The organism is Altererythrobacter ishigakiensis, from assembly GCF_001663155.1.
Taxonomy (GTDB): Bacteria; Pseudomonadota; Alphaproteobacteria; order Sphingomonadales; family Sphingomonadaceae; genus Erythrobacter; species Erythrobacter ishigakiensis.
The window spans coordinates 282,155-303,170 of record NZ_CP015963.1; the positions used below are offsets into that span (position 1 = coordinate 282,155).

A 21,016-nucleotide genomic window follows, 5' to 3' on the forward strand; every position below is an offset into this window, starting at 1 on the left:
ATTAAACTGCGGTCAGATTAAACGAAGAACTGCGTGATCCACTCGCACATCAGAGCGGGCTTATCCTCGCCTTCGATCTCGATGGTGATCTCTGCAGTTTGCTGCCACTGACCGGGGCGCTTTTCGATCATCTCGACCAGCTTCCAGTGGCCGCGAATGCGCTTGCCGACGCGCACAGGCGCGATGAAACGGGTTTTGTTGCCGCCATAGTTCACACCCATTTTGACATTGTCGATCCGGGGCATGTCGCTGTTCGCGGACAGATACGGGATCATCGACAGTGTCATGAAGCCGTGCACGATAGTGCCACCGAACGGCGTAAGCTTGGCTTTCTCTTCATCGATATGGATGAATTGGTGGTCGCCTGTCGCGTCAGCGAACATGTTGACCTTGTCCTGCGTCATCTCGACCCATTCGCTGGTGCCGATGTTCTCGCCGACTTTTGCGGCCAATTCCTGCGGGCTCATGATGTTCTCCTCTTCAAATGCGCTTTTGTGGCGAGACTCGCCTGTCATTTGAGAGCTTCATGGCGCATGACGGCGCCGAGCGCAATGAAGTTTCCGTAAACGTCAACCTGCCGTTACGGCATCGCGGTCCCAAAGAGGCACTCCCGCGCCAAAGAACTCGGGCAACCGCCATCGCGGCAGGAGTCCGGGTGTTAGCGCCCTCTTTACCTTGAGGCGCTAGCATTGGGCGCATGGCGAATTCTTATACTCAAGCCTCGCGCGCGCCGATCAGTCGGCATCCCGCTTTCGTGCCGCTTTGCGCCGTATGGCTCGCGGCTTTGTTGAGTGGATGTATTGCGGTCTTGCCAGATGGCCTGATCGCTTCGAGCATGGCGCAATTCGCAATCCCCACTATCGCCAAAAGCCAAGCGGTACTCGCCGCAGTCGCAGGCGTTGCAGGGGGGCTTGTTGGATGGGCGGGTGCAAAGGTCATTGCTTCGGCTCAAACTGACCGGCAAGCAGAGCTTGAAGGTTACGACCCGCATGTGATCGAAGAAGAGGCTGCAGTTGCCCTGGCAGACCACGAGGATGATCGCTATTCCATCGCAGACGATTTGCCTTTGGTCGAGGCCGAACCTGAAACAGAGGCTCCGTCGCCAAACGAGCTGATACCTGACGACACGTCAGTCCCCGCCGATCCAATTGTCGAAGTGATGGAGGCAAAGGAGCAAACCCCGCAACACGGCAAGGCAGTCAATCTGCTGCGCACGCAAGCGACTGACGCCTTGGCGATGCCGCAGCTGATAGAGCGATTTGCAGTCGCATTGGACGATCACCGCAGCGCAGTTGAAGACGCGGTGCATAGCTATTCTCCACCGACGCCTCCTGCTGAAATGAGCGACCGTCTGCGCGCGCTATTACCCCAAACACGCCTTACAAACTGAGCATCCCCCTCTGGAACCAAGTAGCATGTGCTAAAGTTCAACCTTTGGCGCCTGAAACTTTGCTAGCGCCTTCGCAGTTGCAAAAACCATTTCATGTCGCCATGAAAGCATCAAGCAATCACAAAGCTGCGTGAATCGGGCACCGAGATTGCACTTAATTGCCGGACAGCGCCTCGCAAGCGCGGTCGCGACAGACCGGCATCTGACAGGATGGATTTTGAATGGGATACCCAACGCCCCAGGGATTGTACGACCCGCGTAACGAGCACGACGCCTGCGGCGTTGGCTTTGTCGCGCACATCAAAGGCGAGCAATCGCATAAGATCGTCACGCAGGCGTTGGAGATTCTCAAGAACATTGACCACCGCGGCGCGGTTGGGGCTGACCCATTGTTGGGCGACGGTGCAGGAATCCTGCTGCAGATCCCTGATCCGCTGATCCGCAAATGGGCTAAGGCTCAAGACAAAAATTTACCCGATCCTGGCGATTACGGCGTTGCCATGTGCTTCATGCCGCAAGACGAAGCGGCGCGCGCGTTCGTTACAGAGCAATTCGAGAAATTTACCGCCAAGGAAGGCCAGAAACTGATTGGCTGGCGCGATGTCCCTTTGACACTTGATGGCTTGGGCAAGGCAGTCGTGGATTCGATGCCAGTGATCCAGCAAGCAATCATTGCCCGCGGCGATGACTGCGCCGATCAGGATGCATTCGAACGCAAGCTGATCGTGATCCGCAAGCAAACGCTTAACCCGTTGGGTGCACTGGCTGAGAAGCACGATCTACCGGGTCTCACGCAAACCTATATGCCCAGCTTCTCAAGCAGGACGATTGTCTACAAGGGCCTGTTGCTGGCCGATCAGGTTGGCGGCTTCTACGATGATTTGCGCGACCCGGATTGTATCAGCGCACTGGGTCTCGTCCATCAGCGCTTCAGCACCAACACATTCCCCAGCTGGCGCTTGGCGCACCCTTACCGGCTGATCGCACACAATGGTGAGATCAATACGGTGCGTGGCAATGTTAACTGGATGAATGCACGCCGACGGACGATGGAATCCTCGCTGCTTGGTGTAGACCTGGATAAAATGTGGCCGCTAATCCCGCATGGCCAATCTGACACGGCGTGCCTCGACAACGCGTTGGAGCTGCTTCTTGCGGGCGGATACAGCCTGGCGCATGCGATGATGATGCTGATGCCGGAGGCGTGGGCCAAGAATGAGCTGATGGACCCGGATCGGCGCGCATTCTACGAATATCATGCGGCCCTGATGGAGCCATGGGACGGCCCGGCGGCTGTCGCATTCACCGATGGCCGCCAGATTGGTGCGACGCTGGACCGCAATGGCCTGAGGCCCGCGCGTTTCTGCGTCACCAAGGACGATATCGTGTGCTTGGCTTCGGAAAGCGGTGTGCTGCCGTTCCCGGAAGAAGACATCGTGCGCAAGTGGCGCTTGCAGCCGGGCAAGATGTTGCTGATCGACTTCGAACAGGGCCGTATCATCGAAGATGCGGAACTAAAGGCCGATCTTGCGAGCGCGCAGCCATACGAGAAGTGGCTCAATCAAGCACAGTACAAGCTGGACGATCTGGACTTGATCGACCCTGAGTTCGCCGAACTGCCGCAAGATGAAAATCAGGACACGCCGACGCTGCTGCAAGCGCAACAGGCCTTCGGATACACGCAAGAAGATGTGAATCGCTTCCTTGAGCCAATGGCAGTGAAGGGCGATGACCCGATCGGATCGATGGGCACAGACACGCCGATCGCTGTGCTGTCAAACCGTTCACGGTTGCTATACGATTACTTCAAGCAGAATTTCGCGCAGGTCACCAATCCGCCGATCGATCCGATCCGCGAAGAGCTGGTGATGAGCTTGCTATCGATGATCGGCCCCCGTCCAAACCTGTTGGGCATGGATGCAGGTACGCACAAGCGGCTCGAGATCAGCCAACCGATCCTAACCAATGAAGATCTTGCCAAAATACGATCGGTCGAGGTCGCGCTGGACGGTGCGTTCCGCACGGAAACGATCGACATGACCTGGCGTGCCAGCAAGGGTGCCAAGGGCCTCAAGATGGCGCTGAAGGAAATGTGCTGGGCCGCAACAGAGGCCGTGCTGCAGGACAAGAACATTCTGGTGCTGTCTGACCGCAAGCAAGGGCCGGATCGCATCGCCATGCCAGCGTTGCTGGCCACCGCCGCCGTGCACCATCATCTGGTTCGCCAGGGACTGCGCATGCAGACCGGCCTGGTGGTGGAAACCGGCGAAGCGCGCGAGGTGCATCACTACTGCGTGTTGGCAGGTTACGGCGCAGAAGCGATCAACCCCTATATCGCTTTTGAAACACTGGAGGATCTTCGCGCGAAGAAGCATCCTAAGTTGACCTATGATGAAGTGCAGAAGAACTACATCAAGGCGGTCGGCAAAGGCATCCTAAAGGTCATGTCCAAGATGGGCATCTCGACCTACCAGTCTTACTGCGGCGCGCAGATTTTTGATGCGGTCGGCCTGTCGAGCGACTTCATCGAAAGCTATTTCACCGGTACTGCGACCACAATCGAAGGCGTTGGCCTTAAGGAAGTGGCCGAGGAAACCGTGCGCCGCCATGCGCAAGCCTATGGCGACAATCCTTTGTACAAGAACATGCTCGATGTGGGCGGTATCTACCAGTACCGCTTGCGCGGCGAGGACCACGCCTGGACCCCCGAGAATGTCGCGTTCTTGCAGCACGCAGTGCGCGGCAACAAGCATGACGACTACGAGTCATTCGCCAAGAGCGTAAATGAGCAATCAGAGCGGTTGCTCACTATCCGCGGGCTGATGGAATTCAAGAAGGCGGATGAGGCCATCCCTCTGAATGAAGTCGAGCCGGCAAGCGAAATCGTAAAGCGGTTCAGCACCGGCGCGATGAGCTTCGGCTCGATCAGCCATGAAGCGCACTCGACACTTGCTATCGCAATGAACCGCATCGGTGGCCGTTCCAACACCGGTGAAGGCGGCGAGGAGCCCGAACGCTTCAAGCCAATGGACAATGGCGATTCGATGCGTAGTCGCATCAAACAAGTCGCATCGGGCCGCTTTGGCGTTACGACCGAATATCTCGTCAATTCGGACGATATCCAGATCAAGATGGCGCAAGGTGCGAAGCCGGGCGAAGGCGGTCAGCTACCCGGTCACAAGGTGGACAAGCGGATCGGCGCGGTACGCCATTCGACTCCGGGCGTGGGCTTGATCTCACCGCCGCCGCACCACGATATCTATTCGATCGAGGATCTGGCGCAGTTGATCCACGATCTCAAGAACACCAACCCGGTCGCGCGCATTTCGGTAAAGCTCGTTTCCGAAGTGGGCGTTGGCACCGTTGCCGCCGGCGTTTCGAAGGCGCGCGCGGACCATGTGACGATTGCGGGCTATGATGGCGGGACCGGCGCTTCGCCGCTCACCAGCCTGACGCACGCAGGATCGCCATGGGAAATCGGCCTGGCAGAGACGCAGCAGACCCTGCTCTTGAACGATTTGCGTTCACGCATTGCGGTGCAGGTCGACGGCGGTCTGCGTACAGGGCGTGATGTTGCCATCGGCGCGCTGCTTGGTGCGGATGAATTCGGATTTGCCACCGCGCCCCTGATCGCTGCAGGCTGCATCATGATGCGCAAGTGTCACTTGAACACTTGTCCGGTCGGAGTGGCGACACAAGACCCCGTGTTGCGGGCGCGCTTCACCGGCCAGCCAGAGCATGTGATCAACTACTTCTTCTTTGTCGCGGAAGAGCTTCGCCAGATCATGGCGGAAATGGGCTTCCGTACAGTTGAAGAGATGGTCGGCCGTGTCGACAAGCTCGACATGCGCCGGGTTGATCGCCACTGGAAGGCTGCGGGCGTCAATCTGACCCGATTGCTCACGAAAGTGGACATCCCGGAAGAAGCACCGTTGCACAACTCGGAAACGCAGGACCATGGCCTTTCCGCGGCAATGGACAATGAACTGATTTCGGCCTGCAAGGATGCGATCACTGAAGGCAAACCGGTTCAGATTGACCGCGAAATTCGCAATGTGAACCGCACCGTCGGCACGATGCTGTCTGGTGAAATCGCCAAGGCCTATGGCCATGACGGCCTGCCGCCAGACACGATCCGGATCAATCTGACGGGTGTTGCGGGGCAAAGCTTCGCAGCATGGCTGGCACATGGCGTGACACTTGATCTGACCGGCGATGCCAATGACTATGTTGGCAAGGGGCTTTCAGGCGGTCGTGTGATCGTGAAGCAGCCGGGAGGCGTTGCCCGGGATCCGTCAGACAACATCATTGTTGGCAACACTGTGCTCTACGGTGCGATTGCAGGCGAAGCCTATTTCGAAGGCGTCGCGGGCGAACGTTTCGCAGTGCGCAATTCCGGCGCGATTGCTGTCGTCGAGGGCGCTGGCGATCACGCATGCGAATATATGACCGGCGGCGTAGTCGTGGTGCTGGGACAAACAGGCCGAAACTTCGCAGCCGGGATGAGCGGCGGCGTTGCATACGTCTATGACCCCGAAGGCAAGTTCGAACAGCTGGTCAATCCGGCTCAAGTCGACCTTGTGCCGATGACTGGCGCGCGCGATGAGGAAGACGGCACAGGCCGTCCCGCTCAACGCCCTGTTAGCGTGCACGATTTTGGCATGGGCGACATGCTCCGCCACGATGCAGAGCGTCTCAAGATCCTGATCGAACGTCACAAGCTGCACACAGGCAGTGCCAAGGCCGCTGCGATCCTTGGCGATTGGGATGCCGAGGTCAGCAAATTCGTCAAAGTCATGCCGCGCGACTATGAACGCGCATTGCGTCAACTCGAAGCCGAGCGCGAAGAAGCCGCTTCGGTTGCAGCAGAATAAAGTCAGGGAAAGCTAGAACATGGGCAAGGAAACAGGCTTCCTGGAACTCGACCGCCGCGATCGCGACTATCTCGATCCGACAGAGCGACTGGGCAATTACCGTGAGTTTGTCATCCAGCCGGATGATGTCACGCTGAAATCGCAGGCCAGCCGCTGCATGAACTGTGGAATTCCATATTGTCACAACGGTTGCCCGGTGAACAATATCATCCCGGACTGGAATCATCTTGTCTACGAGGGTGACTGGCGGAACGCGCTCGACGTGCTCCATTCAACCAACAATTTCCCTGAATTCACGGGACGGATTTGTCCCGCTCCGTGCGAAGCAGCGTGCACGCTCAACATCACTGACCAGCCTGTCACGATCAAATCAATCGAGTGCGCGATTGTCGATCGGGGTTGGGAAGAGGGCTGGATTACCCCTCAGGTGTCTGAAAAGAAGACCGGCAAGTCCGTGGCCGTGGTCGGATCTGGCCCCGCCGGCATGGCCTGCGCACAGCAGCTCGCTCGCGCTGGGCATGCAGTGACTGTGTTTGAGAAGTCGGACCGGATCGGCGGACTGCTGCGATACGGCATCCCTGACTTCAAGATGGAGAAGCATCTCATCAACCGCCGCGCGGTTCAGATGGAAGCCGAGGGGGTCGAATTCAAAACCTCCAAAGAGGTGGGTGTCGATGTTTCCTTCAAGAGCTTGCAGGAAAACTTTGACGCTGTGGTCTTGGCTGGTGGCGCTGAAGACGCGCGCGCTCTTGCCATCCCCGGTGCTGAGATGAACGGCGTACGCTTGGCGATGGAATTCCTGACCCAGCAAAACAAGCGCAACGCTGGCGATGATGAAGTGCGTGCGGCACCGCGCGGTAGTTTGCTCGCGACCGGCAAGAAGGTTGTCGTGATCGGCGGCGGAGACACCGGCAGCGACTGTGTCGGCACATCGAACAGGCAAGGTGCGGAAAGCGTGGTCCAATTGGAGATCATGCCCAAGCCGCCGGAAAAGGAAGACAAGGCGCTGACTTGGCCCGATTGGCCGCTCAAGCTCCGGACGTCCTCCAGCCATGAGGAAGGCGTAGAGCGCGATTGGGCTGTCCTGACTAAACGTGTGGTTGGCGATGGCGAAACCGTCACCGGGCTGGAATGCGTGCGTGTCGAATGGAAAGACGGCGCGATGCAGGAAGTCGAAGGCTCAGAATTCACCATCGAAGCCGATCTGATTCTGCTTGCTATGGGCTTTGTCGGGCCGAAAAAGGCGGGCCTGCTTGATCAGGCCGGGGTTGAGCTGACGGGCCGCGGTAACGTTGATGCGGATACAAACAGCTACGCGACCAGCGTTGAGAACGTGTTTGCTTGCGGCGATATGCGCCGCGGGCAATCACTGGTCGTGTGGGCGATCCGTGAAGGGCGACAGGCTGCTCGTGCCGTTGACGAAGCATTGATGGGTGTTTCAGAGCTGCCGCGGTAAGGCCGTTTATCGGACTGCGCAGATAAAATCTCCCGATGTCGGCCCTATACAATGCGGTCCGGCAAAAATGGTGCATCTCTCAAGCACTTGAACATTCACGGGTTTGGGGAAGTAAATGGTGGTCGCATTGGCTGCGCGGATTTCGCGCACGAAGCAGTTTATCGGTTGCGCCTTTGGCGCGGTGGCGATTGCAATGTTTTCGTCCAGCCCTGTTTTGGCTGAAGAGCCGCACAACCTTGAGTCGGCATACGGCAACGAATTCACGAAGGAAACGGGTACAGTCGGGCCGGTTGAATCCAGCAACGGCGCGAGCGTGAATTCGGATAACGCCGCGGCGCCAGCCGCGTCTGTTCCGCCCGAACCGCCTCAAACGGCTCCGGTCAAGTTCAAGCTGGTCACCTCTCAGTTCGTTGACATGCCAGCGCAGGGCAGCGCAGCCGAAACTCTGCGCTATTCAGGCCGGGCTGATGCATATCTGGACATATCCGGTAGCGCATTTGGCGGCGATGACAGCCTAACGCTAACCGTTCGTCCCGAATACACCTGGGGCAAGGATTCGAACGGCGAGATTGGCCTGATCCCGAACAATACTGCGTTGTTCCGCGGTGAAGGGCGTGGCGACTTTGATTTATCTGTGAGCGTTTCAAAGCGCTGGAATTCTGGCGCGAAGCTTATAGTGGGCAAGGTCAACGTGCTCGACCAAGGTGCCAAACTGCCAGTAGTGGGCAGCGACGGGCACTACGGTTTTCAGAACCTGTCGATGGCGCTGCCACCTTCCGCGATCATCCCTAATACGATCACCGGAGCACTGCTCGAAGTGCCGACAGAGAAGGTTCTCTATCGGCTTTGGGTCTACGATCCGGATTCACAGTACCAGCGCAGCGGTTTTGAAACAGCGTTCGAGAGCGGTGTGGGCTTTTTGGGCTCTGTGACTTTCCCGGTGAAGATCGGCGGGAAGCCGGGATACTATGCGCTAAAGCTCTCGGGCTCGACACGTGATGACATCAATGCTGACTCGCTGCCCTCTGTCCTCATCCCATCGCCGGGATCGGGTTTTGGCAAAAAGAAAGGCGAGTTCGCCGCGGTGCTCGCTGGATACCAGTACCTCGACGTTTATCCCGAGGCTCCCGGAAAAGGCTGGGGCATTTTTGGACAGGTCTATATGTCGAACGGCGACCCCACCTTCCTTGATCGCAGTGCGATGCTGGGCATTTCGGGCAACCCGCGTTTTCGTCCGCAAGACCGGTTTGGCGCGGCGTGGTTCCGATATTCGCTGACCAATCAGCTTGTCCGCGCGCTTGATCAGCGCCTTGCTCTGCAAGATGAGGAGGGCGTGGAGTATTTCTACACGCTCGGTCTGTCCAGCAATGTCCAGGTGACTGCAAACATTCAGGTCATCGACAGCGCGGTTGCCGCGCGCGACACCGGCGTGATGGCCGGGCTCAGGCTAACCACTCAGTTTTAGTCTTGTTGACGCGCCCTCGCTTGCACGGCTTCGCGCCGCGCTTCGACTTCCTCCGGTGTGACAGCTGAATTGGCGGCGGAGGACAGTTCGGCCTCCAGCGCCATTCCGTCGGAAAAACTTCGAGCATAGCCATCATCAATCAGCTTCTTGTACTGTGCAAGAAACGCCGGATCGATGCTTGCCATGTCATTGGCCAGCTTCCGCGCCAATGGCAGCAATTCGACCGGCTCCACCACATGATTCACCAGCCCCCAAACCTTAGCAGTCTGCGCATCGAGAAAATTGCCGGTAAAGCTTAGCTCTTTCGCGCGGCTGATCCCAATCATGCGGGAAAGCTTCTGCGAGAGCCCCCAGCCCGGCACAATCCCGACCCGCGCATGGGTATCGGCAAATCGCGCATTGGTGCTCGCGATCAGAACATCGCAAGCAATCGCGACTTCGAATCCGCCGGTGATCGCCACGCCGTTGATCGCACCTATCACCGGCTTCCGGCACAACTCGATCGCCTTGACCGGATTTTCGTCCGCGCCTTCCGCATTGGCGGCGCCCAATGCGCCCTCTTCACTGCCCAGCTCTTTCAAATCGAGTCCCGCAGTAAACGCGCGCTCGCCAGCTCCGGTAAGGATAACGGCGCGCACGCTATCATCGCCATCGACTTGCTTCATGACTTGATAGAGCTGCGAACGAAGCGCTTTCGAAAGCGCGTTCATTGCTTGCGGGCGGTTGAGCGTGACCGTGGCCACGCCATCCTCGATATCAAGCAACACCAGATCTTCGCTCATCATCTTGCTCCTATCCCGCCCCGCTCGCGCAGTTCACGCAATTGGCGACACTGGGATCATGCCTAAGCCGTTTCTCGGCGATTTCCTCCCCGCACTTTAGGCAATAGCCCCACTCGCCATCGTTGATCCGTTCCAGAGCGGCCGCTATCCGGGCACGCTCGGCCAAGCGTCGCCGCTCGGTCGCTTGCGCCATGGCTTGCTGTTGCATCGCATCCATTCGGCTAAGACGCCCGACACTATCTTGCTGAAGCTCAACGGTTTCGCGCGAATCCGCATTGGTGGCATCCTCCGCATCCAGCGCTTTGCGCCGTGCGAGCAAGGCTATTCTGGCATCATCCTCATTCATAACGACAAGATCACCACGCAATACGCCCCCGACCATGTGACTCAAGAAATGCATTCGTTTGACTGAACGGCTTCGAACCAAAGAAGCCACGGTGCGCTGACAATGGGCTGGGGTGCGGGCTCTTGATGATCAGGTGATTATTGCCGGCCCCAAGTCCCTGCACCCGACCAGCTTTCTTTTGTGCATGGCTGCCCCACAGGATGAACACCGTTGGCAAGCCTTGCTCCACAACTGCCGCCACACAGGCATCAGTGATCGCATCCCATCCGCGCCCGGCATGGCTGCCTGCTTGACCCGATTCGACTGTGAGTGTGTTGTTGAGCAGCAATACGCCCTGTGTAGCCCACCGGGTCAGGTCGCCATTTGCTGGGGGCTTTACACCCAGATCGCTTTCAATTTCCTGATATATATTGCGCAAGCTTGGCGGTAGTTTGACGCCCTCGCGTACCGAGAACGAAAGCCCATGCGCTTGTCCGGGGCCATGGTACGGATCCTGCCCCAAAATGACGACCCGCACTGAATCAAGCGGAGTCATTGCAAGTGCCGCCAGCCTTTCCCCGCGCGGCGGAAAAATCGCTTTGCCCGCCTCCTCTTCTGCGCGCAGCCAGCCGCCTAACTTGCGCGCTTCGGGCTTAGCCAGAACTGGCTCCAGCGCAGGCCTCCAACTGTCAGGGATCGCTTCACTCATAGTTTGAGAATAGGACTAGTTGGTCCGATACGTCACCACCCCTTTCCCTCTTTCCCCAATCGGCGTAAGGCGAGATCATATGGCTGTATATTTTCATGAAGAAGACTTGCCCGCCGACGTTTTGACCGGCGATGCGCCGCTTGCGGTGGATACTGAAACCATGGGTTTGATCACACATCGGGATCGGCTGTGCGTCGTGCAAATAAGCGATGGCAGCGGCGATGAACACCTGGTTCGGTTCGGCCCGGAAAGCCCCTATGACGCGCCAAACCTAAAGGCACTGTTAGGCGATCCCAATCGCTTGAAGCTCTATCATTTTGCGCGATTCGATCTGGCAGCGATCGAATATTACCTTGGCGTCATAGCCGCACCGGTGTTTTGCACCAAGATCGCCAGCAAGCTGGTGCGCACCTACACCGATAGGCATGGACTCAAGAATCTCGTCGACGAAGTCTTGAACGAAAATCTATCCAAGGTTCAGCAATCAAGCGACTGGGGCGGGCCAGAGCTGAACGATGCACAGCGTGATTATGCCGCATCTGATGTTCGTTTCTTACATCGCTTGCGAGAGGAGCTGATCAAACGGTTGGAACGCGAAGGTCGCATGGATATCGCGCAAGCCTGTTTCGACTTTCTGCCAACTCGCGCAAAGCTCGATATCGCTGGCTGGCCGGACCACGACATATTCAGCCACAGTTGATGGAAGAGACCGTATAAGCGCCTGTCATGGAACTTCACAGCCGCATAGAAACCCAGGAAGCCAAGCAGTTGCGCAGCCAGCGTCAGCATTTCGCTGCGCCTGGTGGTTCGCATGATCGTCTGGTCCGGTTTCTGAGCAAGGCTCTGCCGATGGGCGTCGGAATCGTCGCGGCGCTCATGGTGATCACACCACTTTCGCCGGGAAGCGAAGTCAGCTTCCTGCTTGATCGCAACAAGGTAGCGATGATCGATGAACGGCTCTCGGTATCCAACGCCATGTATCGCGGGCAGGATGACAGCGGGAGACCGTTCTCCTTGACCGCGGGCGAGGCGGTGCAACGCTCCAGCGCGGAGGGGATAGTCAGGATGCGCGACATGATGGCGCAGATTTTGCTGAGGGACGGGCCCGCTCGGATCAGTGCCGATGGCGGAGCCTATGACATAGACACTGAAGTCATGTCGGTAGACGGGCTGCTACGCCTTTCTTCTGCAGATGGATATTCCATGACGGCACGCGGTGTTTCAGTTGACCTGCAGTCCCGTGTGATGACGGGATCCGGGCGTGTGCAGGGCGAAGTGCCTGCTGGCGCGTTCGAGGCCGACAGCATCGAATTAGATATAGACGAGCGCAGAATATCACTGCGCGGCAACGCACGTCTGACCATGAGCCCAGGCGAATTGAGGGTACCGTAATGGCGCATTCTGTTCTCAGCACTTCATTCCGATCAGCCGCGATCGGCTTTGTTGCGACACTGGCTGCCTTCGGGGGGATACAGCTGCACGCGCAGGCTTTCTCTGGCCATAATTCCAACGCCCCGGTTCAATTCGATGCTGGCGACATAGACGTTGAAGATCGGGAGAACCGTGTAGTTCTGGTGGGCGGCGTGACGGTATCCCAGGCTGGAATGACTGTCCGTTCGCAGCGCATGCTCGTAAACTATAGCGACGACGGCGATCTTTCGATTGCCCGCATTACCGCCACCGGCGGGGTTGATGTCCAGCGCGGCAATGAGCGTGCGCGCGGCGATGTTGCTGTCTATGACTTGCAGCGCCGCATCATCACGATGGCAGGGAATGTCACGCTTAGTCGTGGTGGTGACAGCCTTAATGGCGGGCGTTTAACTATCGATCTCAACTCTGGGCGCGCCAGTGTGGACGGCCAAGCTGCGACCAATGGTGAAAGTTCAAGCGGGCGCGTGACAGGCACCTTCACTGTCTCTGAAAGTGACGAGAACTAGGGGTTATCGCCGCGCAGCAAAACGCGCGATTTCGGTCAGCCCCTGGGCCAGCAATAGCTCGGCAGCCTGGCTGTTACCGAGCAGATCCTTGTGCAGTTGCATGAGCTTGGGACCGAGCCGCTCAAGCTTGCGCCGATGCCAGCTTTGCAGCTGATCACGGATATCGCGTTCATCGCGCCAGAATATCCCAAGGCGCGCCTTTGCCCCGCGGTCCATCCCGTCCAGTGAGCCCCGCGGCCCCAACTGCGCGGTGATTTGTGCTAACTGAGCCGCACGTCGTTCTACCGCAAGCAGGACACCTACCGCATTCATCCCATGCTCGCGCATACGCTTCAGCTCAATATCCAGCTTGCCGCAATCACCTTTCAGCACTGCGTTGACAAGCGGCATGAATCCATCTTCTTCAGTGGCTGCCCCCACGGCATCCAGGTCCTCTGCCGTGAGCGCGACCGGTGATTGCGGCGAAGCATCGCAATAGGTTGCAAGCTTCGTAACCTCGGATTGTGCAAGCCGGACATCAAGCCCAGCCGCGCGCGCAATTCGTTCGCCCAGGTCTCCACTCAATCGCAAACCCGCCGCGTCCGCCATTTGCCGCACAGAGCCTGTCACAGACGTCAGATCAGGAGGCCAAAACATGGCTACCAGCGCGTCCTTGCGCTTCTCAAGCAGTTTGGCAGTGCGCGACTTATCCGTCGCTGATGTCGCGACTATCAGAACCGGCGCAGCTTCCCCGGCTCCGGCCTCGCCAGTCTCGATTAAAGTTTTGATTGCATCATGTGCTTCATCGCCACTAGCGCGGACATAGATGTATCGCTTGTCACCAAACAGCGATCCAGAACGAGCTTCATCGCCCAAAAGCGCAGGGTCCTTCTTGATGTCGGCACCGGACAGTTCGATCCGCTCACCTGCATCGGCCAGAAGTTGAGTCAGCGATTGCGCCGCCGCGGAAGCGCCGGCTTCATCAGGCCCGCAGAAGAAGAAGATGCCACATTGATCAACGGCGCGGCGAGCGGTGGAAGAAAAATCCTTTTGCGTTGCCTTCACTGCGCGCTCTCAGCTTCGCGCAGAGTCAGCGCGACCTGGCGAACCATCCGGTCGGCGACTTCACGTGCCAGATTCTCAAGCGCGGTTTGCTCAGCAGCAATGGTTGCATATTCGGATGAAACCACATCGATACCTGCGTCCGAACCCGATGTCGCATCAAGCAGGATCGCACCACTTGCCAGGTCAACCAGCTGATAACGTGCACGCAAAATGCGGCGTTCACGGCTGATCGTGTCATCATTGAGGACGCCCAGAGCCTCTAGCGAATCATCCAGCTGCACATCCAGCCGGTAGAGCGGCGATGCACGTTCACCGGTTAGCTGTAGCCGGTCATTCAGCGCATTACGCACCAACCAACCGTCGCGTCCCTGGATCGGCGCTACATCCACAGCGGCCAACCCTTGCGCCACCGGGTCGCTGGAACCACCCGAGTAAAGCGGTTGTAGCCCACAAGCAGATAGCGTGAGCAAAGCAAGGGAGGCGATAAATGTGCGCATCATCCTGTGACAATATTGACCAGACGGTCCGGGACTACAATCACCTTGCGGATATCGGCCCCGTCAATCGAACGCTGGACTTTGTCACTGGCAAGCGCGAGCGCTTCCAGGTCTTCCTTCGCTGCCCCTTTAGGAGCAGTCAGAGTATCGCGCAGCTTACCCATATGCTGCACCGCGATAGTGACTTCGTCCTCCACCAGCATCGCGGGATCGACTTCGGGCCACTCCGCTTCGGCAATCAGGCCATCTTTTCCGATCTTGGCCCAAGCTTCTTCCGCAAGATGCGGCATCATGGGGGAAACCAGCAACAGGATGGTACGGATCGTGAAACTCCGGTCCGCGCTTGGCTTGGCCTTTTCCGCCGCACCAGTGAGTTCATAGATACGAGCGACAGCCTTGTTAAAGCTCAATGCTTCAATGTCTTCAGCCACCGCGGCGATGGTCTGGTGCGCCTTGCGAGCCAAAGATTTGTCCTCGCCTTCCGCCGTTGCATCATACTGCCCAAAGAGACGCCACAAACGCTGTACAAAACGCGCACAGCCTTCAATCCCGGCTTCGGACCATGGCAGATCGCGCTCAGGCGGGCTGTCGGAAAGCATGAACCAGCGTGCAGCATCCGCGCCATATGTGTCGATGATGTTATCGGGGTCGACTGTGTTTTTCTTCGACTTCGACATCTTTATGACGCGGCCGATTTCAACCGATGCACCGTCTGCTTTCAGTGTCGCTCCGTTGCCGGTCCGGTCAATTTCCTCTGGCAGGTAATAGACTGAGCGCCCCTCTACCTCGCGCGAATATGTCTCATGCGTTACCATGCCTTGCGTGAAAAGGCTGGCGAAAGGCTCGGCAAAATCCAGCTTGCCCAACCTCTGCAAGGCGCGCGTCCAGAACCGCGCATAAAGCAAGTGAAGGATCGCGTGCTCGATCCCGCCAATATACTGTTCGACCGGAAGCCACTTGGCGACTTCTTCTTTGTCGAAGGGCTGGTCTGCGGGCTGACTGGCGAAGCGCAGGAAATACCAGCTGGAATTGGTGAATGTATCAAGCGTGTCCGTCTCACGCTCTGCTTTGTCGCCGCAAGTCGGGCAATTGGTGTGCTTCCATGTGGGATGACGCAGCAACGGATTGCCCGGGATCGAAAAGTCCACATCCTCGGGCAGTTCAACCGGCAGCTGATCCTTGGGTACTGGCACTACACCGCATGCTTCACAGTGGATGAAAGGGATTGGCGTCCCCCAATAGCGCTGGCGTGAAACACCCCAGTCGCGCAAGCGCCAGACGGTGGTCCCTTGCCCCCACCCTTCGCTTTCTGCGCGCGCGTTGACTGCGGCCTTGGCTTCTTCAACGCTCATATCATCCAGAAAGTCTGAATTGACGCAAATACCGTCACCCGTGTCGGCCTCTGTCAGCGGATCGCCAGCATTCTCTTGCGATCCGGCAATGACTCGGATGGTCGGCAATTCGTATTTGGTCGCGAATTCGAAGTCGCGTTGGTCGTGCCCCGGCACACCCATTACCGCTCCGGTGCCGTAATCCATCAGCACGAAATTCGCGATGAAAACGGGCAGTGCATCGCCCGTGAATGGATGGCGCGCGGTGATACCAGTCAGGAAGCCGCGCTTTTCCATGGTTTCCAGTTCGGCCGCGGTGGTACCGCCTTTTTTGCACTCTTCAATAAAACGCGCCGCATCGACATTGTCAGCGGCTACGCCTTGCGCGATCGGATGATCAGCGGCGACTGCAACAAAGCTTGCGCCGAAGATTGTGTCGGGCCGGGTCGAGTAAACCGGTAGTTTTTCACCGTTTGACAGATCGAAGCTGAATTCGAGACCGCTCGATTTTCCGATCCAGTTCTCCTGCATCAGTTTGACCTTGTCCGGCCAGTTGTCGAGCGTGCCAAGGCCTTCCAGCAGGTCTTCGGCAAAATCAGTGATTTTCAGGAACCATTGATCAAGCTTGCGCTTCTCGACTTCCGCACCCGAACGCCAGCCTTTTCCGTCAATCACTTGCTCGTTGGCGAGCACAGTCATGTCGACCGGGTCCCAGTTCACTTCGCTCTGGCGCCGATAGACCATTCCTGCTTCATACATGTCTATGAACAGCGCTTGTTCATGGCCGTAATATTCCGGATCGCAGGTCGCGAATTCGCGTGACCAGTCGAGCGCAAAACCGATGCGCTTCAATTGGCCTTTCATGTTGTCGATATTCTCGCGGGTCCATCCGCCCGGATGTACCCCCTTTTCCATCGCGGCATTTTCTGCGGGCATGCCGAACGCGTCCCACCCCATCGGATGAAGCACCTCATGGCCGCGCATCTTCTTGTAGCGAGCCAGCACGTCACCCATGGTGTAGTTGCGGACGTGCCCCATGTGGATACGGCCCGACGGATAAGGGAACATCTCGAGCACATAGCTTTTGGGTTTGCTGCTATCGGAATCGGCGTGGAACGTGCCGGCCTGCTCCCATGCACGCTGCCAGCGGCCGTCGGCCTGAGACGGATCAAATCGCGTATCGGTCATGACAAACCCGTTAAGGGGAAAAGGGTCAGGAAGACAATGTCTGTCGGCGCAATTCGCGTGCGCGCGTCAGGATAATGTCTTCCAGCTTCTGGACAGTCGCAGCCTGAACCGGCGCATCAACCCAAGTACCGCTTTGAGTAACCTGACGGCTTGCCGCCACACGCAACGCGTCTGCCCGTAGATCCTGATCAAGGATGGTTACCGTTACTTTGACCCGTTCTGCCGGATTCTGCGGATTGGCGTACCAGTCCGTAATGATCACGCCGCCCATCGCATCAGCCTGCAGCAGGGGCGCAAAACTGAAGGTTTCAAGGGCCGAGCGCCACAGGTATGAGTTCACACCAATCGTGTTGACTTGCGCCGCAGCCAAGTCGGCTTGCGGGCGCTCCCGGCCGCCACAGGCAGCAAGCGTAGCCAGCGCCGCACATGCAAGCGCTACACGGACGGGACGACGGGTGGCGGTCTCAATCAAACTCATTTTCGCAATATTCCTCACGCGATTTGGCCCTCAACAGACCTGTCTTTAGCTCTGCTCTATAACTCCCGCTGCGCAGGGAACAAGGCAACAATCCCTACCGCAACGCCAAGATGCCCGTATTTCTGTGCCCTGACCCGCTTTACATGCGCTGAACGGACGCCGTGCACAGCCAGTTTCGCTAGCTGTGGAGACTCTGCAACAGGTAAATGGCGCTAGCGCGCACTAACCATTGCAAGCATTGCTTCGTATAGAAAATCCGCCATATCATTCTGTATCACGACTCGAAGTCTTGTTTGAGGGATTCGTTTCGTGGTCATGTACGGTTCAGCAGAGTTGCGCTTAATAAGTTCGCAAACGCAGTGAAATACCGTGCTCAAAAGGGAAGGGGTTTGACGAAAGCAATGGCAGGAAAGCGATCAGCATCCGCAGCACTTAAGCTGCCCTTGCTGCTGGCTGCTGCCGGTATGGCTTTTGGCGTGCCTTCCGCTGGATTGGCAGTTGTTGCCTTCGGTGACGAAGCTGCCATCGCTGATTTGCCTTCCTTTGCGATGTTCACGCCGGCGTCGGCTGATCCTGAGTTGGCCAAGCGGGTTGCCGAACAGGCCCGGACCAGTGGCATGCGCTTCACCCCTGCAGGCAGTGCGATCAAGCGTGATCGTACAATTACTGTTGCGGTTCGCGTTGACCCGGAAACAGCACGCGCGATTTCGGTCCGTCAGGCTCTGGATGTGGCGCCGGGTGCGACCAACGCGCTAAAGGCACAAGCGGTGACCCGCTATGATCTTGGCACTGCGCGCGGATATCAAAGTTTCAAACGGCCGCAACCGCAGGTTTCGCTTTCAGGCACCGTGCGTGATATTTCGATGCCTGACCTTTCCGCATTTGAGCCTGCTGGCCCTACTGCTGAAGACAAGCCCAGCCGTTTCCAGACCCGCATTGCGCTGGAAGATGAACAGGCTGCAGGACGTTCTCCCAACACACTGGACGCGCTTAGCGCGCAAACTGTCGATCTGGGCGGCGCCTACAGCATTACCCGCAATCTTGACGTGACAGCGGGTGTTCGTTTGTCGCAGGAGAGGGATCGCCTCTCTCCCATCACGGACAACAAACAGGACAGCCAGTCAGTCTATGTCGGCACGCAATTCCGGTTCTGACGCGGGCAAGCTCGTCATCATCTAGTGAATTCGTATGAGAGACCCCGCTGCGGCGGGGTTTTTCATTCCCTTGACGTTACGGCACCGCTACTTCTGTAGCCCAGACGAGCTTTGGAGATTCGAAAATGTCACGCGTTGCAATCGTTACTGGCGGAACTCGCGGTATTGGCCGCGCAATTTGTGAGAAGCTGCAAAGCGACGGATTTACAGTCGTTGCCAACTATGCCGGGAACGATGCCGCTGCCGAGCAATTGAAAGCCGACACCGGCATACGCTCATACAAATGGGACGTCGGCGACCATGAAGCGTGTCTTGAAGGATGTGCCAAGGTGGCCGAGGAGGTCGGCCCGGTTGACGTTGTGGTGAACAACGCCGGTATCACACGAGACGGTACGCTTCACAAGATGTCCTATGACGACTGGAACGAAGTCATGCGCATCAACCTGGGTGGTTGTTTCAACATGGCCAAGGCATGCTTCCCTGGAATGCGTGAGCGCGGATGGGGCCGTATCGTAAATATCGGTTCCATCAACGGACAAGCGGGCCAGTATGGTCAGGTGAACTACGCAGCGGCAAAGTCCGGTATCCACGGTTTCACTAAGGCTCTGGCCCAGGAAGGCGCGAAATTCGGGGTGACGGTGAACGCTATTGCGCCGGGCTATATCGACACCGATATGGTCGCAGCGGTACCCGAGCCGGTTCTGGAAAAGATCGTCGCCAAGATCCCGGTCGGACGTTTGGGAGAGGCGCAGGAAATCGCCCGTGGAGTAGCGTTTCTGTGCAGTGAAAATGCGGGCTTCGTCACCGGCTCTACTATGAGCATCAACGGGGGTCAGCACATGTACTGACGGCCATTCGCCGGCTTTCATCAAAGAAAAATGTCTGCACTATCGACTGACTGATCAAACAGCGCAGCCCGCGCTTTTCCGCCTACGTCAGGGATTTTGATCGCAACAAGATCTGCTTCGATAGCTAAGCGGGCCAAGCGGCTGCTCTGCAAAAGGACCTTGGCGACCGACCGGCGTTAGTGACTTTGTCATAGTGACGAGTTACGGATTTTTCCTGTGACACGTCTTCAAGAAAAATTCGCCGGTGTGGCAGACGCCAAGAGCAGCCCCGCAGCGGAACTCGAACCACGCCAGTTAATGCGTGAGCTCGCCGCATTCAAAACTCCCAAGATCAGTCGAGGCAGCTGGGAGCTCGCTTCAACGCTTTTACCATTCGTTGCTATGTTCGCCGCGATGCTGTTTGCGGTTGATGCGGGCTATTACTGGGCGCTGGCTTTGGCTCCGGTGACGGGACTTCTGCTGTTGCGCTTGTTCATCATTCAACATGACTGTGGCCATGGTGCCTTTCTGCCGGGACGTAAAAGCAATGACTGGGTCGGCCGCGCGATGGGCGTGCTCACCCTGACGCCATATGATTGCTGGGCACGGTCACACGCCATCCACCACGCGAGCACAGGCAATCTAGATGAGCGTGGATACGGCGATGTCGATACGCTGACGGTTCAGGAATATGCCGACAGTCCTCGCCTGAAACGCTGGTTCTATCGCTTCTATCGCAGCCCTGCGGTCTTGCTTGGCCTTGGACCGGCATACCTGTTTCTGCTGCGGCATCGCCTGCCGATTGGCTTGATGAAGGCAGGCTGGATCTACTGGATCGCAGCGATGGGGACCAATCTTGTCACAGCATTGATCCTCGCAGCGCTGATCTATGCCTTCTCATTCGCCAGCGTCGCTTTGGTATTTGTGCCCGTTTTGCTGACTGCCGCCTCGACAGGTGTCTGGTTGTTCTATGTCCAGCATCAGTTCGAGCACGGCCATTGGGACACGGATGCCGAATGGTCATTCCATGACGCGGCATTGATGGGCAGCTCTCACCTAGAGTTACCCGCGGTCCTGCGCTGGTTCACAGGCAATATCGGCATCCATCATGTGCATCATCTGGCCAGCCGCGTGCCGTTCTATCGACTGCCAGAAGTGCTTCGGACATTCCCTGAGCTGCGCGAGCTCAATCGCTTCACCATGCGCGACACATTCACAATGATGCGCTTGGCATTATGGGACGAAGGCCAGAGACGCCTGGTGAGCTTTCGCGAGGCAAAGCAGCTTGTCCGCGCAAAACCATGAGCAACACTCCGCCCTATCATCCGCCGGTCAAGCGATCGGTGCAGATTGAAGGGCACAAGACCTCCATCAGCCTTGAGCCAATATTCTGGGATATGCTGCGCGACGCGGCAGCGACACAGGGCATTGCGATCAACGCACTGGTCGCGAAAATCGACGAAGAGCGGATCAAGTCTGATACCCCGCCGGGGCTCGCCAGCGCCATCCGGGTCTGGCTGGTTTCAAACAACGTGACCTAGATCCGGCTTAGGCTTCAC

Annotated in this window: 20 protein-coding genes; 11 read left to right on the plus strand and 9 right to left on the minus strand. The window is 57.7% G+C overall.

What is annotated here, in order from left to right; genetic code table 11:
• Nucleotides 1–17 precede the first annotated feature (17 nt).
• Nucleotides 18–467, minus strand: a complete 450-nt coding sequence (locus A6F69_RS01380) for a MaoC family dehydratase (RefSeq protein ID WP_067602180.1) — start codon at nt 465–467, stop codon at nt 18–20.
• 247 nt (nt 468–714) lie between these two features.
• Nucleotides 715–837, minus strand: coding sequence for a hypothetical protein (locus A6F69_RS13235; RefSeq protein WP_281179643.1), 123 nt, complete (start codon nt 835–837; stop codon nt 715–717).
• Here A6F69_RS13235 and A6F69_RS01385 point away from each other — a divergent pair.
• The 4 genes from A6F69_RS01385 to A6F69_RS01400 all read left to right on the plus strand — a co-directional run bounded on the left by A6F69_RS01385 (nt 836) and on the right by A6F69_RS01400 (nt 9,185).
• A complete protein-coding gene (locus A6F69_RS01385; RefSeq protein ID WP_144573548.1) occupies nt 836–1,390 on the plus strand; it encodes a hypothetical protein in 555 nt (184 codons plus the stop codon). The genes A6F69_RS13235 and A6F69_RS01385 overlap by 2 nt on opposite strands.
• 221 nt (nt 1,391–1,611) lie before the next feature.
• Nucleotides 1,612–6,264: a glutamate synthase large subunit gene (gene gltB, locus A6F69_RS01390; protein ID WP_067596613.1), complete on the plus strand. Its 4,653-nt coding sequence runs from the start codon at nt 1,612–1,614 to the stop codon at nt 6,262–6,264.
• A gap of 19 nt (nt 6,265–6,283) precedes the next feature.
• Entirely contained in the window at nt 6,284–7,720 is a 1,437-nt protein-coding gene (locus A6F69_RS01395; protein ID WP_067596614.1) for a glutamate synthase subunit beta, read from the plus strand.
• A 115-nt stretch (nt 7,721–7,835) separates the two neighbouring features.
• Nucleotides 7,836–9,185 carry a carbohydrate porin gene (locus A6F69_RS01400; protein WP_067596615.1) on the plus strand — a complete coding sequence of 450 codons (1,350 nt, stop codon included), beginning with the start codon at nt 7,836–7,838 and terminating at the stop codon, nt 9,183–9,185.
• Here A6F69_RS01400 and A6F69_RS01405 read toward each other — a convergent pair.
• Genes A6F69_RS01405 through ung form a run of 3 tightly spaced genes read right to left on the minus strand, consistent with a single transcriptional unit; the run spans nt 9,182 to nt 11,001 of the window.
• Nucleotides 9,182–9,967: an enoyl-CoA hydratase gene (locus A6F69_RS01405; protein WP_083984816.1), complete on the minus strand. Its 786-nt coding sequence runs from the start codon at nt 9,965–9,967 to the stop codon at nt 9,182–9,184. The two genes, A6F69_RS01400 and A6F69_RS01405, sit on opposite strands and share 4 nt — an antisense overlap.
• Before the next feature lie 10 nt (nt 9,968–9,977).
• Nucleotides 9,978–10,349 (minus strand): TraR/DksA C4-type zinc finger protein, encoded by a 372-nt coding sequence (locus tag A6F69_RS01410; protein WP_245638311.1) that lies wholly within the window; start codon nt 10,347–10,349, stop codon nt 9,978–9,980.
• Nucleotides 10,324–11,001, minus strand: coding sequence for a uracil-DNA glycosylase (gene ung, locus A6F69_RS01415; protein ID WP_067596616.1), 678 nt, complete (start codon nt 10,999–11,001; stop codon nt 10,324–10,326). Before ung ends, A6F69_RS01410 begins: the two co-directional genes overlap by 26 nt.
• Nucleotides 11,002–11,080: 79 nt before the next feature.
• Between ung and A6F69_RS01420 the strand changes: the two genes are divergently transcribed.
• From A6F69_RS01420 to A6F69_RS01430, 3 genes are read left to right on the plus strand one after another with little or no spacing between them, the layout of a single operon-like run.
• On the plus strand, nt 11,081–11,701 hold the full coding sequence (locus A6F69_RS01420) for a ribonuclease D (protein WP_067596617.1): 621 nt from the start codon (nt 11,081–11,083) through the stop codon (nt 11,699–11,701).
• Nucleotides 11,702–11,727: 26 nt separating this feature from the next.
• Nucleotides 11,728–12,393: an LPS export ABC transporter periplasmic protein LptC gene (locus tag A6F69_RS01425; RefSeq protein ID WP_067596618.1), complete on the plus strand. Its 666-nt coding sequence runs from the start codon at nt 11,728–11,730 to the stop codon at nt 12,391–12,393.
• On the plus strand, nt 12,393–12,938 hold the full coding sequence (locus A6F69_RS01430) for an LptA/OstA family protein (protein ID WP_067596619.1): 546 nt from the start codon (nt 12,393–12,395) through the stop codon (nt 12,936–12,938). Before A6F69_RS01425 ends, A6F69_RS01430 begins: the two co-directional genes overlap by 1 nt.
• A gap of 3 nt (nt 12,939–12,941) precedes the next feature.
• On the opposite strand, the gene holA is transcribed toward A6F69_RS01430, so the two are convergent.
• The 4 genes from holA to A6F69_RS01450 are packed head-to-tail and all read right to left on the minus strand — an operon-like array spanning nt 12,942 to nt 17,476.
• On the minus strand, nt 12,942–13,982 hold the full coding sequence (gene holA / locus A6F69_RS01435) for a DNA polymerase III subunit delta (RefSeq protein ID WP_067596620.1): 1,041 nt from the start codon (nt 13,980–13,982) through the stop codon (nt 12,942–12,944).
• Nucleotides 13,979–14,479: an LPS assembly lipoprotein LptE gene (gene lptE / locus A6F69_RS01440; RefSeq protein WP_067602188.1), complete on the minus strand. Its 501-nt coding sequence runs from the start codon at nt 14,477–14,479 to the stop codon at nt 13,979–13,981. Before lptE ends, holA begins: the two co-directional genes overlap by 4 nt.
• Nucleotides 14,479–16,998 (minus strand): leucine--tRNA ligase, encoded by a 2,520-nt coding sequence (gene leuS, locus A6F69_RS01445; protein ID WP_067596621.1) that lies wholly within the window; start codon nt 16,996–16,998, stop codon nt 14,479–14,481. The genes lptE and leuS overlap by 1 nt, the downstream gene beginning before the upstream one ends.
• 25 nt (nt 16,999–17,023) lie before the next feature.
• Nucleotides 17,024–17,476, minus strand: a complete 453-nt coding sequence (locus tag A6F69_RS01450) for a DUF3576 domain-containing protein (RefSeq protein WP_067596622.1) — start codon at nt 17,474–17,476, stop codon at nt 17,024–17,026.
• A 401-nt stretch (nt 17,477–17,877) separates the two neighbouring features.
• Here A6F69_RS01450 and A6F69_RS01455 point away from each other — a divergent pair, with 401 nt between their 5' ends.
• The 4 genes from A6F69_RS01455 (at nt 17,878) to A6F69_RS01470 (ending at nt 20,998) form a co-directional block, all read left to right on the plus strand.
• Nucleotides 17,878–18,630, plus strand: a complete 753-nt coding sequence (locus A6F69_RS01455; protein WP_067596623.1) for a hypothetical protein — start codon at nt 17,878–17,880, stop codon at nt 18,628–18,630.
• A 125-nt stretch (nt 18,631–18,755) separates the two neighbouring features.
• A complete protein-coding gene (gene phbB / locus A6F69_RS01460) occupies nt 18,756–19,478 on the plus strand; it encodes an acetoacetyl-CoA reductase (RefSeq protein WP_067596624.1) in 723 nt (240 codons plus the stop codon).
• 216 nt (nt 19,479–19,694) lie between these two features.
• Nucleotides 19,695–20,762 carry a fatty acid desaturase gene (locus A6F69_RS01465; protein ID WP_245638261.1) on the plus strand — a complete coding sequence of 356 codons (1,068 nt, stop codon included), beginning with the start codon at nt 19,695–19,697 and terminating at the stop codon, nt 20,760–20,762.
• A complete protein-coding gene (locus tag A6F69_RS01470; RefSeq protein WP_067596625.1) occupies nt 20,759–20,998 on the plus strand; it encodes a ribbon-helix-helix domain-containing protein in 240 nt (79 codons plus the stop codon). The genes A6F69_RS01465 and A6F69_RS01470 overlap by 4 nt, the downstream gene beginning before the upstream one ends.
• Nucleotides 20,999–21,016 lie beyond the last annotated feature (18 nt).

Coding starts and splice junctions, on each gene's coding strand:
- A6F69_RS01455 (WP_067596623.1), top strand. CDS start 17,878: ATGGCAGGAAAGCGATCAGCATCCGCAGCACTTAAGCTGCCCTTGCTG.
- ung (WP_067596616.1), bottom strand. CDS start 11,001: ATGAGTGAAGCGATCCCTGACAGTTGGAGGCCTGCGCTGGAGCCAGTT.
- A6F69_RS01420 (WP_067596617.1), top strand. CDS start 11,081: ATGGCTGTATATTTTCATGAAGAAGACTTGCCCGCCGACGTTTTGACC.
- gltB (WP_067596613.1), top strand. CDS start 1,612: ATGGGATACCCAACGCCCCAGGGATTGTACGACCCGCGTAACGAGCAC.
- A6F69_RS01450 (WP_067596622.1), bottom strand. CDS start 17,476: ATGAGTTTGATTGAGACCGCCACCCGTCGTCCCGTCCGTGTAGCGCTT.
- A6F69_RS01400 (WP_067596615.1), top strand. CDS start 7,836: ATGGTGGTCGCATTGGCTGCGCGGATTTCGCGCACGAAGCAGTTTATC.
- A6F69_RS13235 (WP_281179643.1), bottom strand. CDS start 837: ATGCTCGAAGCGATCAGGCCATCTGGCAAGACCGCAATACATCCACTC.
- A6F69_RS01405 (WP_083984816.1), bottom strand. CDS start 9,967: ATGAGCGAAGATCTGGTGTTGCTTGATATCGAGGATGGCGTGGCCACG.
- A6F69_RS01395 (WP_067596614.1), top strand. CDS start 6,284: ATGGGCAAGGAAACAGGCTTCCTGGAACTCGACCGCCGCGATCGCGAC.
- leuS (WP_067596621.1), bottom strand. CDS start 16,998: ATGACCGATACGCGATTTGATCCGTCTCAGGCCGACGGCCGCTGGCAG.
- A6F69_RS01385 (WP_144573548.1), top strand. CDS start 836: ATGGCGCAATTCGCAATCCCCACTATCGCCAAAAGCCAAGCGGTACTC.
- A6F69_RS01425 (WP_067596618.1), top strand. CDS start 11,728: ATGGAACTTCACAGCCGCATAGAAACCCAGGAAGCCAAGCAGTTGCGC.
- A6F69_RS01410 (WP_245638311.1), bottom strand. CDS start 10,349: ATGGTCGGGGGCGTATTGCGTGGTGATCTTGTCGTTATGAATGAGGAT.
- lptE (WP_067602188.1), bottom strand. CDS start 14,479: ATGCGCACATTTATCGCCTCCCTTGCTTTGCTCACGCTATCTGCTTGT.
- A6F69_RS01430 (WP_067596619.1), top strand. CDS start 12,393: ATGGCGCATTCTGTTCTCAGCACTTCATTCCGATCAGCCGCGATCGGC.
- phbB (WP_067596624.1), top strand. CDS start 18,756: ATGTCACGCGTTGCAATCGTTACTGGCGGAACTCGCGGTATTGGCCGC.
- A6F69_RS01380 (WP_067602180.1), bottom strand. CDS start 467: ATGAGCCCGCAGGAATTGGCCGCAAAAGTCGGCGAGAACATCGGCACC.
- A6F69_RS01470 (WP_067596625.1), top strand. CDS start 20,759: ATGAGCAACACTCCGCCCTATCATCCGCCGGTCAAGCGATCGGTGCAG.